At 60.4% G+C, this 16,800-nt stretch carries 15 protein-coding genes and 2 pseudogenes; 15 read left to right on the forward strand and 2 right to left on the reverse strand.

Going from position 1 to position 16,800, the window contains the following annotated elements; genetic code table 11:
- Positions 1–136: 136 nt before the first annotated feature.
- The 7 genes and pseudogenes from hfq to ACQ4MM_RS15135 all read left to right on the forward strand — a co-directional run bounded on the left by hfq (position 137) and on the right by ACQ4MM_RS15135 (position 6,842).
- Positions 137–382 carry an RNA chaperone Hfq gene (gene hfq, locus ACQ4MM_RS15105; protein WP_055931606.1) on the forward strand — a complete coding sequence of 82 codons (246 nt, stop codon included), beginning with the start codon at positions 137–139 and terminating at the stop codon, positions 380–382.
- A 10-nt stretch (positions 383–392) separates the two neighbouring features.
- Complete coding sequence (gene hflX, locus ACQ4MM_RS15110) at positions 393–1,538, forward strand: GTPase HflX (protein WP_431478117.1); 1,146 nt, start codon at positions 393–395, stop codon at positions 1,536–1,538.
- Between the two features lie 9 nt (positions 1,539–1,547).
- A complete protein-coding gene (hflK, locus tag ACQ4MM_RS15115) occupies positions 1,548–2,783 on the forward strand; it encodes an FtsH protease activity modulator HflK (protein WP_431478118.1) in 1,236 nt (411 codons plus the stop codon).
- A pseudogene (hflC, locus tag ACQ4MM_RS15120) lies at positions 2,783–3,659 on the forward strand (protease modulator HflC). The gene hflK and the pseudogene hflC overlap by 1 nt, the downstream one beginning before the upstream one ends.
- 145 nt (positions 3,660–3,804) lie before the next feature.
- Positions 3,805–4,966 (forward strand): annotated as a pseudogene (locus ACQ4MM_RS15125) (ATP phosphoribosyltransferase regulatory subunit).
- A 5-nt stretch (positions 4,967–4,971) separates the two neighbouring features.
- The gene (locus ACQ4MM_RS15130) at positions 4,972–6,282 is read left to right on the forward strand and encodes an adenylosuccinate synthase (RefSeq protein WP_431478119.1); all 1,311 of its coding nucleotides are present in this window, start codon (positions 4,972–4,974) and stop codon (positions 6,280–6,282) included.
- A gap of 14 nt (positions 6,283–6,296) precedes the next feature.
- Entirely contained in the window at positions 6,297–6,842 is a 546-nt protein-coding gene (locus tag ACQ4MM_RS15135; protein WP_431478120.1) for a phosphoribosyltransferase, read from the forward strand.
- Between the two features lie 54 nt (positions 6,843–6,896).
- On the opposite strand, the gene ACQ4MM_RS15140 is transcribed toward ACQ4MM_RS15135, so the two are convergent.
- The gene (locus ACQ4MM_RS15140) at positions 6,897–7,337 is read right to left on the reverse strand and encodes an FKBP-type peptidyl-prolyl cis-trans isomerase (RefSeq protein WP_431478208.1); all 441 of its coding nucleotides are present in this window, start codon (positions 7,335–7,337) and stop codon (positions 6,897–6,899) included.
- A 151-nt stretch (positions 7,338–7,488) separates the two neighbouring features.
- On the opposite strand from ACQ4MM_RS15140, the gene ACQ4MM_RS15145 reads away from it, so the two are divergent.
- The 8 genes from ACQ4MM_RS15145 to ACQ4MM_RS15180 all read left to right on the forward strand — a co-directional run bounded on the left by ACQ4MM_RS15145 (position 7,489) and on the right by ACQ4MM_RS15180 (position 14,478).
- On the forward strand, positions 7,489–8,484 hold the full coding sequence (locus tag ACQ4MM_RS15145) for a hypothetical protein (RefSeq protein ID WP_431478121.1): 996 nt from the start codon (positions 7,489–7,491) through the stop codon (positions 8,482–8,484).
- A complete protein-coding gene (locus tag ACQ4MM_RS15150) occupies positions 8,481–9,077 on the forward strand; it encodes a MarC family protein (RefSeq protein ID WP_090444612.1) in 597 nt (198 codons plus the stop codon). The genes ACQ4MM_RS15145 and ACQ4MM_RS15150 overlap by 4 nt, the downstream gene beginning before the upstream one ends.
- A 172-nt stretch (positions 9,078–9,249) precedes the next feature.
- Entirely contained in the window at positions 9,250–9,870 is a 621-nt protein-coding gene (locus ACQ4MM_RS15155) for a hypothetical protein (RefSeq protein WP_431478122.1), read from the forward strand.
- On the forward strand, positions 9,867–10,865 hold the full coding sequence (locus ACQ4MM_RS15160) for a hypothetical protein (protein WP_431478123.1): 999 nt from the start codon (positions 9,867–9,869) through the stop codon (positions 10,863–10,865). The genes ACQ4MM_RS15155 and ACQ4MM_RS15160 overlap by 4 nt, the downstream gene beginning before the upstream one ends.
- Positions 10,862–11,764, forward strand: coding sequence for a hypothetical protein (locus tag ACQ4MM_RS15165; protein WP_431478124.1), 903 nt, complete (start codon positions 10,862–10,864; stop codon positions 11,762–11,764). Before ACQ4MM_RS15160 ends, ACQ4MM_RS15165 begins: the two co-directional genes overlap by 4 nt.
- 376 nt (positions 11,765–12,140) lie before the next feature.
- The gene (locus ACQ4MM_RS15170) at positions 12,141–13,436 is read left to right on the forward strand and encodes a hypothetical protein (RefSeq protein ID WP_431478125.1); all 1,296 of its coding nucleotides are present in this window, start codon (positions 12,141–12,143) and stop codon (positions 13,434–13,436) included.
- Between the two features lie 62 nt (positions 13,437–13,498).
- Positions 13,499–13,747 (forward strand): hypothetical protein, encoded by a 249-nt coding sequence (locus ACQ4MM_RS15175; protein ID WP_431478126.1) that lies wholly within the window; start codon positions 13,499–13,501, stop codon positions 13,745–13,747.
- A gap of 71 nt (positions 13,748–13,818) precedes the next feature.
- Positions 13,819–14,478 (forward strand): peroxiredoxin, encoded by a 660-nt coding sequence (locus tag ACQ4MM_RS15180; RefSeq protein WP_431478127.1) that lies wholly within the window; start codon positions 13,819–13,821, stop codon positions 14,476–14,478.
- Between the two features lie 147 nt (positions 14,479–14,625).
- Here ACQ4MM_RS15180 and uvrB read toward each other — a convergent pair whose 3' ends face one another.
- On the reverse strand, positions 14,626–16,692 hold the full coding sequence (gene uvrB, locus ACQ4MM_RS15185; RefSeq protein WP_431478128.1) for an excinuclease ABC subunit UvrB: 2,067 nt from the start codon (positions 16,690–16,692) through the stop codon (positions 14,626–14,628).
- Positions 16,693–16,800: the final 108 nt, after the last annotated feature.

Raw genomic sequence — 16,800 nt, forward strand, 5'->3', positions numbered from 1 at the left:
TAAGTCGATCTTAAGGTTTATCCCGCTGCAAGATTTAAAAAAACAAGGTACAGTGTCTTTGGAGCAGCATCCCCAGCACTTGAAAAACAGGCGCAGCGTCTCCAATTCGTACACAACAACATAAAACGGAGCTGTTATGAGCAATAAAGGGCAATTGTTACAAGACCCATTCCTGAACGCGCTGCGCAAAGAGCACGTTCCAGTCTCGATCTACCTGGTCAACGGCATCAAGCTGCAGGGCCATATCGAGTCTTTCGACCAGTACGTGGTCCTGCTGCGTAACACCGTGACCCAGATGGTTTACAAGCACGCCATTTCCACCGTGGTGCCTGCCCGCGCCGTCAACCTGAACATGGATAACTCCTCCGAGGCAGCGGAGTAAGACACTTCGTATGCGTGCAGCTTTAGTCGGGGTAGATTTCGGTCAGGGCGACTTTGCTGCCAGTATCGAGGAGTTGATGCTGCTGGCCCGCTCCGCGGGCGCAGAGCCGGTCACCACCATTACCGGTAAGCGCTCCGCGCCGGATGCCGCGTATTTCGTCGGCAGCGGCAAGGCCGATGAAATCGGTCATGCGGTGCAGGATCACAAGCTCGAGATCGTCATCTTCAATCATGCGCTGTCCCCAGCCCAGCAGCGCAATCTGGAAAAACGCCTTCAAGTCCGGGTGCTCGACCGCACCAGCCTGATCCTCGATATCTTTGCGCAGCGTGCGCAAAGCCACGAGGGCAAGGTGCAGGTCGAGCTGGCCCAGTTGCAGCACCTGGCCACGCGCCTGGTGCGCGGCTGGACCCACCTGGAACGCCAGAAGGGCGGTATCGGCCTGCGCGGCCCGGGTGAAACCCAGCTCGAAACCGACCGCCGCCTGCTCGGCGAGCGCGTCAAGATGCTGCGCGCCAAGCTGGCCAAGCTGCGCAAGCAGCATGAGACCCAGCGCCGTGCGCGGGGCCGCAACCATACCTTCTCGGTGTCCCTGGTCGGCTATACCAACGCCGGCAAATCGACCCTGTTCAATACGCTGACCAAGGCTGGCGTCTACGTGGCGGACCAGCTGTTCGCGACGCTGGACACCACCTCGCGCCGCGTCTACATGGGCGAGGAAATCGGCAACGTGGTGCTGTCCGATACGGTCGGCTTCGTGCGCGAACTGCCGCACCAACTGGTGGCGGCGTTCCGCGCCACGCTGGAAGAGACCATCCACGCCGACCTCCTGCTGCATGTGGTGGATGGCGCTTCGCCAAGCCGCATGGAGCAGATCGAACAGGTCAACCTGGTGCTGCGCGAAATCGGCGCCGACCATATTCCGCAGATCCTGGTGTGGAACAAGATCGATGCGGCGGGCCTGGAGCCGACGGTAGAACGTAATGAGTATGATAAGATTTCCCGCGTATTCATCAGTGCACGCACGGGCCAAGGCCTGAACCTGCTGCGCGATGCAATCTGTGAGGCAGCACGGGATGAGCAGGAGGCGCTCGCCAACCCCAAAGAAGAGGTGGCGCCAGATAGTATTCTCACCTTTACCCAAGTAGGATCTCACTAAAAGAAAAATATGCCTTTTTCCTCACTCAAGAAAAGACTCGGCAACTATATTGCCCAGGAAGGCAAAAAGCCCGGCGAAGGACCGCCGGACCTCGATCAACTCTGGCGTGATTTCAACCAGCGCCTGAACGGCCTGTTTGGCGGCGGCAAAAACCGCGGCAGCAATTCGGGCGGTGGTGGCGGCAATGGCGGCGGCGACATGAAGGGCGCCAGCTTCACCTTTGGCGCAGTCGCTTCGGTGGCGGCCCTGGTGTGGCTTGCTTCCGGCGCGTTCATCGTGCAGGAAGGCCAGACCGGCGTGGTCACCACGTTCGGTAAATTCAGCCATACCACGCCGGCCGGTTTCAACTGGCGCTGGCCGTACCCGTTCCAGGGCAATGAAATCGTCAACGTATCCCAGGTGCGCACTGTGGAAGTGGGCTACCGCGGCAGCGCGAAGTCGAAGATGGCTTCCGAAGCGTTGATGCTGACCGAAGATGAAAACATCATCGACATCCAGTTCGCCGTGCAGTACAAGCTGAGCGACCCGGTCAAGTGGCTGTACGCCAACCGCGACGCGGAAGACACGGTGCGCCAGGTGGCCGAAACGGCTATCCGCGAAATCGTCGGCCGCAGCAAGATGGACTTCGTGCTGTATGAAGGGCGTGAAAAGGTCGCCACCGATACCCAGCAACTGATGCAGGCCATCCTGGACCGCTACAACTCGGGCGCGCAAGTGACCAATGTGACGATGCAGGGCGTGCAGCCGCCGGAGCAGGTGCAAGCCTCGTTCGACGACGCCGTGAAAGCCGGCCAGGACCGCGAGCGCCAGAAGAACGAAGGCCAGGCCTATGCCAACGACATCGTGCCGAAAGCGCGCGGTGCGGCATTCCGCCTGATCCAGGAAGCCGAGGCGTACCGCGCCATGACGGTGCAGAACGCGACCGGTAATGCCGACCGCTTCAAGTCCGTGCTGACCGAGTACCAGAAGGCGCCGGGCGTGACGCGCGACCGCATGTACCTGGACACCATGCAGCAGATCTTCTCCAACACCAGCAAGGTGATGGTCGACTCCAAGGCCGGCAGCAACCTGCTGTACCTGCCGCTGGACAAGCTGATCGCCCAGGTGGCTGCCACCGAAGGGCGCGCCGCCAGCGTGACGCCGCCGCCGCCAACGGCCGTGCTGCTGCCGCCGGAACCGACACCTGACCCGAACCGCCGTGATAGCCGTTCGCGTGAATCGTCCCGTGACAGGGAGGGCCGTTAATGAATCGCTTTGCAACTATCCTGATTACGGGCTTCATCGCCCTGATGCTGCTGTCGTCCACCGTGTTCGTGGTGGACCAGCGCAAGTACGCCATCGTGTTCGCGCTGGGTGAGGTGAAGCAGGTGATTGCCGAACCAGGCCTGCACTTCAAGCTGCCGCCACCGTTCCAGAACGTGGTGTACCTGGACAAGCGCATCCAGACCCTGGACCCGAAAGAGGCTGACCGCTTCATCACCGCCGAAAAGATGAACATCCTGGTGGATGCCTTCGTCAAATGGAAGGTCACCGATCCGCGCCTGTACTTCGTCTCCTTTGGCGGCGATGAGGGCAGGTCCGGTGACCGCATGCAGCAGATCGTGAAAGCGGCGCTGAACGACGAGATCACCAAGCGCACCGTGCGCGAAGTCATTTCCGGCCAGCGCGGCAAGGTGATGGAATCGATCCGCAGCAAGGTGGTGGACGAGGCCAAGCAGATCGGCGTGGAAATCGTCGACGTGCGCCTGAAACGCGTGGATTACGTTGAGCAGATCAACAACTCCGTGTACGAGCGCATGAAAGCCGAACGTGCCCGCGTCGCCAATGAGGCGCGCTCCACCGGCGCCGCCGAATCGGAGCAGGTGCGTGCCGATGCCGACAAGCAGCGCACCGTGATTCTGGCCGAGGCTTACCGCGAGGCGGAGAAGATCAAGGGCGAGGGCGATGCCAAGGCGTCGCAGATCTATGCCGAAGCGTTTGGCCGCAATCCGGAGTTCTACAAGTTTCTACCGCTCGCTGGAAGCCTACCGCGCTTCGTTCAAGAGCAAGGCTGACGTGATGCTGGTCGATCCGCAGTCCGACTTCTTCAAATACTTCAAGAGCGCAGGCTCAGGCAAGTAAGCTGTTCAGCACCTGTGGCGCCGCTCTGCGGCGCCATTTTTTTACCTGCACCGCAACAATTTCGCGTAAAATACGCGGTTTGGTCATCCGCTTTTGTGGGTGGCGTCGTTGCGCCTGCATTGTTCTTAATTCAATAGCACCAACCATGCCGAATTGGCTTCTGCCTGAATATATTGCCGACGTCTTGCCTTCCGAGGCACGCAAGATCGAGGAGTTGCGTCGCCTGATGCTGGATAACTTCCGGCTGTACGGTTACGAGCTTGTCATGCCGCCGATGCTGGAGTACGTCGAGTCCCTGATGACCGGCGCCGGGCGCCGACACGGACCTGCGCACGTTCAAACTGGTGGACCAGATCTCCGGCCGCATGCTGGGCCTGCGCGCCGACATGACGACGCAAGTGGCGCGCATCGACGCCCACCTGCTGAACCGCGCCACCGTGACCCGCCTGTGCTATGCCGGCTCCGTGCTGCATACCCGTCCGTCCGGCCTGCATTCGACGCGCGAGCCATACCAGATCGGCGCCGAGATCTACGGCCATGCCGGCCTGGAAGCGGACGCCGAAATCCAGGAACTGGCGCTCGGTTCGCTGACCCTGGCCGGCTTCACCGATCTGCGCCTGGACCTGACCCACGTCGGCGTGCTGCGCGCAATCCTGGCACAGGACGCTGCGGCAACCAGGGATTACGACGCCATCGTCGCCCTGTTGCGCGGCAAGGACGTGCCGGGCCTGCAGCAGCAGACCGCCAATTACAACGAAACGACGCGCGCCGCCTTGCTGGCATTGCCGAACCTGTACGGCGACGTCGACGTGCTGAAGCGTGCCCGCGAAGTGCTGCCTGCGCTGCCGGGCATCACCCATGCGCTGGCCGAATTGGCGGCGCTGGCGGCATCGGCCATCGGCCGCGCCGAAGTGGCGATCGACCTGGCCGACCTGCGCGGCTACCAGTACGAGAGCGGCGCCATGTTCGCGCTGTACCTGCCGGGGTTGCCGAACGCGGTAGCACGCGGCGGCCGCTACGACCACGTAGGCGAAGCATTCGGCCGCGCGCGTCCGGCCACCGGCTTCTCGCTGGACCTGCGCGAACTGGCACGCCTGCTGCCGACCGCGGAGCGCAAGCATTCGATCCGCGCGCCGTGGGGCAATGCGCCTGAATTGAAGGAAAAAATCGCCGAGCTGCGCAAGTCCGGCGAAGTTGTGATCCAGTCCCTGCCGGGTCACAACGATGAACAGGACGAGTTCGAGTGCGATCGCGCGCTGGTGCTCGACGAAAGTGGTAGTAACTGGATTCTCAAAAACTTAGGCTAATTGTGATGTCAAACAAAACTGCAAAGAACGTTGTTGTTATCGGCACCCAGTGGGGCGATGAAGGCAAAGGCAAGATCGTCGACTGGCTGACTGAACACGCCCAGGGCGTGGTGCGCTTCCAGGGCGGCCACAACGCGGGCCACACCCTCGTGATCGGCGGCGTCAAGACCGCCCTGCAGCTGATCCCTTCGGGCATCATGCGCCCAGGCGTGGCCTGCTACATCGGCAACGGTGTGGTGCTGTCGGTGCCTGACGTGCTGCGCGAAATCGACAAGCTGGAAGCAGCCGGCGTGGAAGTGGCTTCCCGCCTGAAGATCTCCGAGGCTTGCCCGGTCATCCTGCCTTACCACACTGCGCTGGACGCAGCCCGTGAAGCCGCCCGTGGCGCCGCCAAGATCGGCACCACCGGCAAAGGCATTGGCCCTGCATACGAAGACAAAGTGGCGCGCCGCGCCATCCGCGTGGCCGACCTGCTGAACGCAGAGCGCTTCGCAGAGAAGCTGAAAGAAAACCTGGACTACCACAACTTCGTCCTGGAAAACTATCTCAAGGCGCCGAAGATCGATTACCAGAAGACCCTGGACGACGCGCTGGCCTACGTGCCGCGCCTGCGCCCAATGGTGACCGACGTGTCGTCCGCGCTGTACGCAACCCACAAAGCCGGCGGCGCGCTGCTGTTCGAAGGCGCGCAAGGTTCGCTGCTGGACGTCGACCACGGCACCTATCCGTTCGTCACCTCGTCGAACTGCGTGGCAGGTAACGCCGCTGCCGGCGCCGGCGTTGGTCCTGGCATGCTGCACTACATCCTGGGCATCACCAAGGCCTACACCACCCGCGTTGGTTCCGGCCCGTTCCCATCCGAACTGCCGACCGATGCAGGCGTTGGCCACCACCTGTCCTCCGTGGGCCACGAATTCGGCACCGTGACCGGCCGTGCCCGTCGTTGCGGCTGGTTCGACGCTGCGCTGCTGCGCCGCTCGGTACAGATCAACGGCGTGTCGGGCATGTGCCTGACCAAGCTGGACGTGCTGGACGGCCTGGAAACCCTGAAGATCTGCACCGGCTACACCATCAACGGCAAGCAGGTCGACATCTTCCCGGTCGGCGCTGAAGATGCGGCACTGTGCCAGCCGATCTACGAAGAGATGCCAGGCTGGACCGAAAGCACCGTCGGCGCCAAGTCGATGGACGCGCTGCCGGCAGCCGCACGCGCCTACGTCAAACGTATCGAAGAAGTGGTCGGCGTGCCGATCGACATGGTATCGACCGGTCCTGACCGTGAAGAGACCATCGTCCTGCGTCACCCATTTGAATAAGAAAGACTAACAGCATGACCACTCCTGTATCCGACCAAAAGCACCTGTGGGTTAGCTGGGACGAGTACCACCGCCTGATCGAGCGCCTGGCGCTCAAGGTCCACGAATCGGGCTGGAAGTTCGACATGGTGCTGTGCCTGGCGCGCGGCGGCGTGCGTCCTGGTGACGTGTTCTCGCGCATCTTCGACGTGCCGCTGGCGATCCTGTCGACCAGCTCCTACCGCGAAGAAGCCGGCACCGTGCGCGGCGACCTGGATATCGCCAAGTACATGACCATGACCAAGGGTCCGCTGTCCGGCAAGATCCTGCTGGTCGACGACCTGGCAGATTCCGGCGTGACCCTGACCAAGGTGATGAAGCACCTGAAGGAGAATTTCGAAGGCGTCACCGAGGTGAAATCGGCGGTGATCTGGACCAAGGGCTGCTCCGCGTTCAAGCCTGACTACCAGATGGAAGAACTGCCGCACAATCCATGGATTCACCAGCCGTTCGAAGACTACGACGGCCTGCGCCCGCACCAGCTGGCGGCCTGGATCAAGAAAGGCGAAACCGCCGCCTGATAGCGGATGGTTTCGGATAAAAGGGGGAAGGGCGAAAGTCCTTCCCCTTTTTTTTCAACGTACTTCCAGCAGTTCGACGTCGAAGATCAGGTTGGAGTTCGGCGGGATCGGGCCGACGCCGTTGCTGCCATAGCCCAGGCTGGCAGGTACGATCAGGGTGCGCTTGCCGCCGACTTTCATGCCCTGCACGCCCTGGTCCCAGCCGGGAATGACCTGCCCCGCGCCGAGCGGGAAATTGAATGGGCTGCGGCCGATGGAGGAGTCGAACTGCGCGCCATGCTGTTGCGGCGAATTCGGTTCGTAAATCCAGCCGGTGTAGTTGACGGCGACGTTGGAGCCGGCGACCGCTTCCTTGCCGGTCCCGACCACGGTATCGATTTTTTGCAGGGGAATGGCGGCAGCTTCAGTGTGAGCCGGTGCCTTGCTGCGGTCGCAGCCTGCGATTGCCAGGGTAAGGCTGACACCGATCAGGCAGGAGGAAAACAGTCGCTTCATCATCTTCTTTCGAAATAAACGGGAAAGAAGCGAGTGTACTGAATCCGCCACAAAACGCGAAAAAAATAGCAACTAGTGGCAATTCGAGATATTTCCAAAAAGAAATGACTATACAATTCCTGGCATCTTTTCGCTGTTGCCGGGATGGTCGATGTTTCCTTCGATGTTGTTGTCTTTGATGCTGGCGGTTTCCCTTCCGGAACCGGGCGGCGCGCCAGCGGCCAAACCGGCCGTGCTGCAAAAGCAATGGAGCGAGCGCAAATTCGACGCCATCGAGCGCGGCCTGCGCGACGCCTGCACGGCCGACCCGGCCAGCTTCGAAGCGCAATTCGACAGCTATTTCCGTATCGCGCAAACCTGGGAAGCCGACCGCAACGCACTGGAACAATGGCGCCAGCAAGCGGCCGATGGACTGGCGCAGGCCCTGGTGGAAGCCATCTACTGGCGCGCTTATGCCTCGCAACTGCGTCTTGGCGCGATTGGCCACCTGCCGAAAGAAGCCATGCAGTTCTACCAGGAGCAATTGGGGCGCGGTATCGCGCGCCTGCAGCACGTGAAGGCGCAGGCCAATACCTGCCCGCTGTGGCATAGCCTGAACATCAGCCTGCAGCTCGAGGGCGCAGGATCGCGCCGCAGCGCCGCCAGAGCCTATCTCGATGCGGTGCAGGCCTTCCCGAACGACCAGCAGATCCACTTCGCCATGTCGCGTGCCTACAGTCCGCGTTCTGGCGGCAGTGCGGTGCAGTTCGACCAGTTTGCGCGGCGCGCAGTGTTCTTCACCAAGGCAGTGGAGGGGGGCGCCCTGTATGCGCTGCTGTACTGGCGCGAGGACGGCAACGGCAGCGATGCGATCCAGTTCCGCGAGCAGCGCGGCCTGCCGGAATGGCGCATGGTGAAGAGCGGTTTTGAAGACCTGTTGCAGCGCCATCCGCAAGACCTGCGCGGCCGCAACAAGTTTGCCTCCTTCGCCTGCCGCGCCAATGACCGCGAAACTTACCTCAAACTGCGTCAGGAACTGGGCGAGCGCATCGTGCCGGAGTTGTGGCCGGACGTGGCAAGTGTCGAGGTTTGCGACCGCAAACTGGGCAAGGCAGGTTCAGCCGCAGCTTCGCCAACGCAAGCCGGTAGTGTAAACTCCCACTCATGACCCAAGACTTCTTCCAGACCTTCATCCTGCTGATGCTGGTGACCGACCCGTTCGGCAATGTTCCCATTTTTGCATCGGCGCTGGCAACGGTGCCGCCCAAGCGCCGTCCGAAAATCGTCGTGCGCGAATGCCTGATCGCCTTTGTCGTGCTGCTGGTATTCATGTTCTTCGGCAGCCACTTCCTGAAGGCCTTGAGCCTGTCGGAAGCGTCGCTGCGCATTGCCGGCAGCGTGATCCTGCTGCTGATCGCGATCCGCATGGTATTCCCGCATCCGGACGGGGTGCTGGGCAAGCAAGAGGGCGGCGAGCCGTTCATCGTGCCGTTGGCGATTCCCGCGCTGGCAGGCCCGTCCGCGCTGGCGACGGTGCTGCTGTTCTCGCGCGAGAGCACCGGGGAAGTGCTCACGCACGTAGCTGCGCTGGCTGCCGTGGTGGTGGTGTGGCTGGTGGTGTTCCTTGGCGCTGAGCGCTTGCAAAAAGTCCTCGGCACGCAGGTGATGACGGCCTTCGAGCGCTTGATGGGCCTGATCCTGGCCGCGATGTCGATCGAGATGCTGTTGGCCGGCATCCGCGACTTCGTCAAGACGCTTTAGGCAGGCTGGCGCCTGCATTGCCGGCAAGGGCAGCGCAACAACGCTTTCCATTTAATGTCAATTCGAAAACATTTCCTTCTTGTACGCTTCTGCTAAGCTAGTGCATCGCCTGTGAGAGCATGCCAGGAATGTAACGGAGGGGCGCCGGCGCTATCCGGTCTCGTTCAAGTAAATGGAAAATTCGAATTACCTTGAGAACCTGCGCGCTGGTTATTTGCAGACTGGCTCCATGTTTGCCCAGCTGATGGAGACCGTCCTTGCTGACGAAGTCCGGTTGCGTGCGCAGACGGCGTGCCTGGGGAGCTTGTCCGCTGCCATGCAGGGCGCCGACCGCATTCGTTTGTATGGGCTGGACGTGACCGGCGAGCGACCGCTGCCATATGACGTTGCGCGGTTTTTCTCCGAGTCTGGCGGCGCATATGACCTCGATTTTTCTGAGGCACCAAGCTTGCTCGAATTCCTGGCGGACCGTAGGCGCATGCTTGCGCAATTGGCAGGTCATCAGAAAGTTATGCCCGAATATGGCAATTTGCTGTGCTTCTTTTCACGCAAGGAGAGCATACCTTTCGCGTGGTGTAAGAGAGGTGCGACTTTGCTGTACTACGCCAAGCCGACCAAAGGCATGGACCGGCAAGCGTCGTTGGAATTAAAAAAGTTCCTGAAGGCGAATCCAGATGGTTGCGTCCTTTCGATCACAATGGAGTCAATGCGCAGCAACGTGGCCATATTTCCCGGCACGGGGTCGGCGCAACACGTGTGGGATTCCTTAATAGCCATTGCAGGTATCGGATGATGAGTGTCGATACATTTACTTTGAGTGGGAAAGAAGCATCCGTCATCCTGCGATTGTTCGAATGGGACGACGCGTGCCGCGAGGCGCTGAAGCAATCGGCGTATGACGCGATTGAGCCGAAGAGTGCATTGGGCAGCTTTGAGCCGCTAGCCGATTTTTCGGGTCATGTGCATTGGCTGTACTACCCGGACGTTGAATCTTCCGCTGGACTGGAAACGCTGATAGCAGTGCGCCGGATCACGTTCGGCGATGAACTGCCGCAGCCCGAATTCGACTTGCGGAAGTTGCCGCAGCTAAGGGTGCTTGAGTTCAGGGGCGCGGTCCCTGACGCGCGCCATCTGAATCATCCTCGTCTCCGCTATCTGGAAGTGGAAGACTTGAAAGCGGCGAACCTGGCGTTTCTCGCAGAGGCAAAGGAGCTGGGAGCAATGAGCCTACGCCGTTGTGCGCTCACCAGCCTGAAAGGTTGCGAGGCGCTTGGTGGCTTGAGAGAGCTGCGCCTGCTCGGCGCAAAAAAGCTGGAGGATATATCTGGCGTCGGCGCGGCGAGCGAGATCGAGATTCTGGAGATTGCAGGCGCGAAGAGCCTGCGCGATATGAGTGCAATTCATTCACTCGGTAAGTTGCGCTATCTGTTCGTGGAGGCGGAAGAGTCTTCGCAGGCCGGCCTGGCATGGCTTGCCAATTTGCCGCACCTGGAATGTGCTGGTTTGTGGCTGGAGACTACGGAGGTGGATTGGTCTGTCCTGGCCAGGCATCCGCGCTTGTACGATATTGTGTTCTTCGCGCATGCAGGCTTTGAACTGCCAGACGATGAAGCGCTGCTCTCCGTATTGCAGGCTCACGGCAAGCGGGTGCTCAAGGTGACCCGGTTCCCGAAGGCCAGAAGACCGGGCATCAGGATCGAGTTCGATCCGCCAGCAGACCTGGCGGCTCCCAAGCCTTTGCATGCTTACCAGACCAATCTCCTGACGCCACCCGCTTCGCTCGTATGAAAACTCTTAAAGCGAAGATTGCAGCATTGGGCTTCAAGGCGCTCTCAAAGTCAGTGTATGCGTGCCGGCATGGGGATCTGGTCCACACTGTGATGATCAGCAAGGATCGCTATGGAGGTGACATTGTCAGTGTGCTCGTTTCCATCCCCTCGTTCTTTGACGCCGATGCAGCCCTGAGCGTTGAGACTCTTCAATCTCCCTTGGCAGGCGATATTTCGCCGCGTGGTGTCGTAGGCACCTATGCTTGGCACAAGGGCTCCATTGATGAAGATCTGGTGGCGAAAACCATCGCCCGGTTCCTGGGGTGTTTTGCCACGCCGGCCGATGTTCGGAACGCGTTAGCGGAGCAGTTTGTGTATCCATATTTTGAGAGTCGGCTGACGGTCGATGCTCCGCCAATTCCAGCGATGGCGGAACTGCCAGCGCCAAACTATCCGGTGGCGGGAGGCGCGCGGTCGTTGGGATATGCTACGGCTGCTGCACGCGAAAAGCTGCAAGCCGCGTTGGCGGAAGCGGGATTCAAGCTCTCAACGCAACCTGATGTTATCGCCGTGCGCGCGCGTGGGAATATGATCGACGGGGTGAGCGCCTTGCTCGACCAATTTGGCACCTACGTCAGCCTGGCCTGTTTCCCATGGACGCGCGCAGTCTGGCAAGCCGATAAGCGGTGGAAGGGTTCGTATTACCCGATGTTGCCGTTCGAAGTCCTGGTCGATGGCAAGGCTGCGCGCTTCACTATCGAGGATTTCGTCAGCTTTGAGAACGGCAAGCTGCTCGAACTGCTTGCGCCCGGCCTGGAGCAGGCGGCGCAATTCAAGAACCATCGTCAATTTGCCGACGCGCTCGGCGGCGACTGGCGCCGAGTGGCCGAAAACCTGTACCGTTTGCCTGAAGCTTGAGAGGTCCGTGTCGCCGATCATCGGCTAGTTCACCTTGGCCCACTTCCCTGGTGGGTGGAAGGCGCCTAAGCCGTATTTGCGGATTGTTAAGCAGCCATCTTAAGACCGGTAAGGCGGGGTCTGACCCGCAGGGTCAGACCCCCAACGGTTTCACGGCCGAAGGTTTTGGTTCGAGAATTGCAAGAACTGGCGCAAACCAAGCGAAGGAAACTGAACCTGGAGCTCATTGGTGGCGGAAAGATTAAAACCGCCACATTTGAATTCAACGCGTGAAATCACTGCTTGGTCAAAGTGAGTTTTCGTGACTTTTTCTGGTGGGCAATGGCAATATAATCATCCGAACTTGCCGCACTGCGGCTCAAAATGAGGGTGATTCATGCATGTCCTGATCATATTGGGAATCGTTGTGCTGTTGGTCGTGCTGTTCTATAAGTCGACTAACCAGTACGTTCAGCCAGCCGGCGTGCAAAATCCGGCGCCGGCGCAAGCCATGGGCGGCAACGCGCCGCCGGTGCAAATCGGCTGGGTCTCCAATGGCAAGCTGTTCGTGCAGGGCGGTTATGGCGCGGTACAGGAGATCACCAGCCCTTACGCGCAACAGGCGATGGACCGCGCGGAGCGCAGCCGCGAAAAGAATGCGTGGAAAAAGGACACCGCCTTTGGCGTCGCCGCGCAAGGCAACTATCGTGATTTCGAGCGCAATACGGATCCTTTCCTGATCTCGTCGGCGCTCTTCACCGGTGAAGGCAAGCTGCTTTACTTCCAAGCCGACCATGGCATGGGCGGGCTGTTCTCCTACGATATCGCCAGTGGGCACGAAGAGCGTTTGCTGCATCGCCAGCAATTGCAGCTCGATGACCTGTGCCTGTCGCCAAGCGGCGAGACGATCGTTTGTTCGCTGCGTGGACGCGGTGGCGTTAGCCATATCGCGACCTTGCGCAGCAATGGCGATGGATTGCGCGAACTGACCGGCGGCGACACGATCGATTCGGCTCCGACGCCGGTGCCGGGAGACGAGTCCACGGTGATCTACCAGTCCGCAGCGATTGGACGTGACCAGCACGGTGGCTGGGCTGCAACGGGCCACGTGACGCTGCAGGAATTGAATACCGCGACCGGCCGCGTAACACCGGTGCTGGAAGATCCGCGCTACGATTTCCTGTCGCCGCGCGTGGCGCCGGATGGTGCGCTGTTCTTCATTCGCCGTCCATATGAACCGCCGCAGTACAACGCCGGGAACGTGGTGCTCGATACGCTGTTCTTCCCATTCCGACTGCTGCGCGCAGTGTTCCATTACCTGAATTTCTTCTCGCTCATGTACTCGCGTAAGCCGCTGACTGGCGCCAGCGGCATACCGACCCAGGCGGATATGAAGGACATCGTCTTGCAGGGTAAGCGCATCGATGCAGAACGCGCGCTGCGCAAGGAGGCCAGCATTGGCGGCATTCCTTCGCTGGTGCCATCTTCGTGGCAGTTGGTACGCCGAACACGCAGCGGCGGCGAGTCCGTGGTGGCGAGCAATGTAAGCTCGTTTGATATCACGCCGAATGGCACCATTGTCTACAGTAATGGCCGCGGCCGGTTTGCGCTGGATGCGCAGGGACGCTCGTCGCTGGTCTCGCAGGGTGACCTGGTGGGAGCGGTATTGGTACAGGACAGGGCGATCGCATGAGGGATGTCGAACCGAAATTCCGCTGCACCGGATGCAACCGTGGAGTGTTGAATCGAAGTGTTGTGCGGTGTCTGTACTGCGGCGCTGACTTGCCGGCTGAGGCGAGGCTGGCGCCTGAGCAGATTGCCCAGCGCGACGCGGAGCATGCGCGCATGGAGGAGGCCCGTAAGCGCCTTGCACAGCCGGCGCCACCGCGTCCGCAAAAGGACGGAGGCGGCGCTGCCGATGTCATCGATGGCATGTCGACGGGAATGGACGTCATTGATCTGATCGGCGATGGCCTCTCCATGGTAGGGAAGCTGCTGGACTAAAACATATTGCTTTGATAATGACGGCGTGGCACGATAACGATCCCGCCATGCCAATCATCAAAGGAGCTGTCATGTCCCTGCGCATCAACGATACTGCACCAAATTTCAAGGCCCAGACCACCAAGGGCCAGATCGATTTCCATGAATGGATTGGCGATCAGTGGGCCGTCCTGTTCTCGCACCCGAAGGATTTCACGCCGGTCTGCACCACGGAGCTGGGCTACATGGCCAAGATCGAGCCGGAATTCACCAAGCGGAATACCAAGATCATCGGCCTGTCGATCGACCCGGTCGAGAACCACAGCAAGTGGGCCAGCGACATTGAAGAAACCCAGGGCGCCAAAGTGAATTACCCGATGATTGGCGACACGGACCTGCAAGTTGCAAAGCTGTACAACATGCTGCCGGCCGAGGAGGCGGGCACTTCGGATGGCCGCACTGCCGCCACCAACGCCACCGTGCGTTCGGTGTTCATCGTTGGCCCGGACAAAAAGATCAAGCTGATGCTGACTTATCCAATGACCACCGGCCGCAATTTCGACGAGATCCTGCGCGTGCTGGATTCGATGCAGTTGACCGCCAAGCACAAGGTGGCCACGCCGGTGAACTGGAAGGATGGGGAGGATGTGATTATTGCTGGTTCGGTCAGCGATGATGACGCCAAGAACCTGTTCCCTGGTGGGTGGAAGGCGCCTAAGCCTTATTTGCGGATTGTTAAGCAGCCTTCTTAAAACCGGTAAACCTGGGTCAGACCCAAGGGTCTGACCCCGTGCGGTTTCAGGGCCGAGGGTTCTGGTTCGAGGCTTGTGACGTTCGAAGAAGATCAACGGCGCGCAACCGCAACCCGTGGCCGCTGTGCAGACACTGGTTTACCGGTTTCAAAGCGCATCCGCCCCCGGCGCCCCAAACAGCTGCTCCTTGAGATGGTGCAACTGATCCCGCACCTGCGCCGCCTTCTCGAACTCCAGGTTCTTGGCGTGGTCGAGCATGAGCTTCTCGAGCCGCTTGATCTCCTTGCTGATCTGCTTCTCGCTCATCGCCTCGTACTTCGCCGCCTCCTCGGCCACCACCATTTGCTCGCGCGCCGCAGAGCTGTAGACGCCATCGATCATGTCCTTGATGATCTTCTTCACACCGCGCGGCACAATGCCCATCTTCTCGTTGTAGGCGATCTGCTTGGCCCGGCGGCGCTCGGTCTCATCGATCGCGCGCTTCATCGAGTCGGTCATATTGTCCGCATAGAGCAGGGCAACACCGTTCAGGTTACGTGCCGCACGGCCGATGGTCTGGATCAGTGAACGCTCCGAACGCAGGAAGCCTTCCTTGTCCGCGTCGAGGATCGCCACCAGCGACACCTCGGGCAAGTCCAGGCCCTCGCGCAGCAGGTTAATCCCCACCAGCACATCGAACGTGCCGATGCGCAGGTCGCGCAGGATTTCCACGCGCTCCACGGTATCGACATCGCTGTGCAGGTAGCGCACCTTGATGCCGTGGTCGCTCAGGTATTCGGTCAGCTGTTCCGACATGCGCTTGGTCAGCGTGGTGACCAGTACGCGCTCGTTCTTCGCGATGCGATCGTTGATCTCACCCAGCAGGTCGTCGACCTGGGTGCGGGCAGGGCGCACGATCACTTGCGGGTCAACCAGGCCGGTCGGGCGCACCACCTGTTCGACCACGGCGCCGGTGGTCTTCTTCTCGTACTCGGCCGGCGTGGCGGAGACGAATACCGTCTGCCGCATCTTCGACTCGAACTCCTCGAATTTCAGCGGCCGGTTATCCAGCGCCGAAGGCAGGCGGAAGCCGTAATCAACCAGGTTGGTCTTGCGCGAACGGTCGCCGTTGTACATGGCCGAAAACTGGCCGATCAGCACGTGGGATTCGTCCAGGAACATCAGCGCATCGCGCGGCAGGTAGTCGACCAGGGTTGGCGGCGGCTCGCCCGGCTTGGCTCCGGACAGGTGGCGCGAGTAGTTCTCGATGCCCTTGGTGAAGCCGACTTCCGCCATCATCTCCAGATCGAAACGGGTGCGCTGTTCCAGGCGCTGTTCTTCCAGCAGCTTGTTCTCGCGGCGGAAGAAATCCAACCGCTCACGCAGTTCATCCTTGATGGTCTCGATCGCACGCAGCACGGTGGCGCGCGGCGTCACGTAGTGCGAGCCGGGATAGACGGTGAAGCGCGGGATCTTCTGTTTGACCTTGCCGGTCAGCGGATCGAACAGCTGGATCGATTCCAGCTCGTCATCGAACATCTCCAGCCGCACCGCCAGGTCGGCGTGTTCGGCCGGGAAGATGTCGATAGTGTCGCCGCGCACGCGGAAGGTGCCGCGGCCGAAGTCCACCTCGTTGCGCGTGTACTGCATCTGGATCAGGCGCGCGATGATGTCGCGCTGCGATACACGGTCCTTGGCGCGCAGTGTCAGGATCATCTGGTGGTATTCGTTCGGATTACCGATACCGTAGATGGCCGACACCGTGGCCACGATCACCACGTCGCGCCGTTCCATCAGCGACTTGGTGCAGGACAGGCGCATCTGCTCGATGTGCTCATTGATCGACGAGTCCTTTTCAATGAACAGGTCGCGCTGCGGCACATAGGCTTCCGGCTGGTAGTAATCGTAGTACGACACAAAGTACTCGACCGCATTCTCGGGGAAGAACTCACGGAATTCGGAATACAGTTGCGCCGCCAGGGTCTTATTCGGTGCGAACACAATGGCAGGGCGCCCCTTGCGCGCAATCACGTTGGCCATGGTGTAGGTCTTGCCGGAACCGGTCACGCCGAGCAGCGTCTGGAACGACAAACCGTCGTCAATCCCCTCGCATAATGCATCAATAGCAGTCGGCTGGTCGCCGGCAGGAGGGAAGGGCTGATGCAGCCGGTAAGGCGAATCTGGGAAAGTGATAACTTCCGGTGCCGGAGCAGCCGTATTTTGGGAATCAGACATTAATGCAGACCTTTGATAGAATATGCGATTGTCGGTGGCCCTGACCGGATTTTCTTCGGGTGCCGGCTTGTTCTTGTATCGACCCGCCCCAAAACGTTACCAATCTGA

Source organism: Massilia eburnea, assembly GCF_050709955.1.
GTDB classification, from domain to species: Bacteria; Pseudomonadota; Gammaproteobacteria; order Burkholderiales; family Burkholderiaceae_D; genus Rugamonas; species Rugamonas eburnea_A.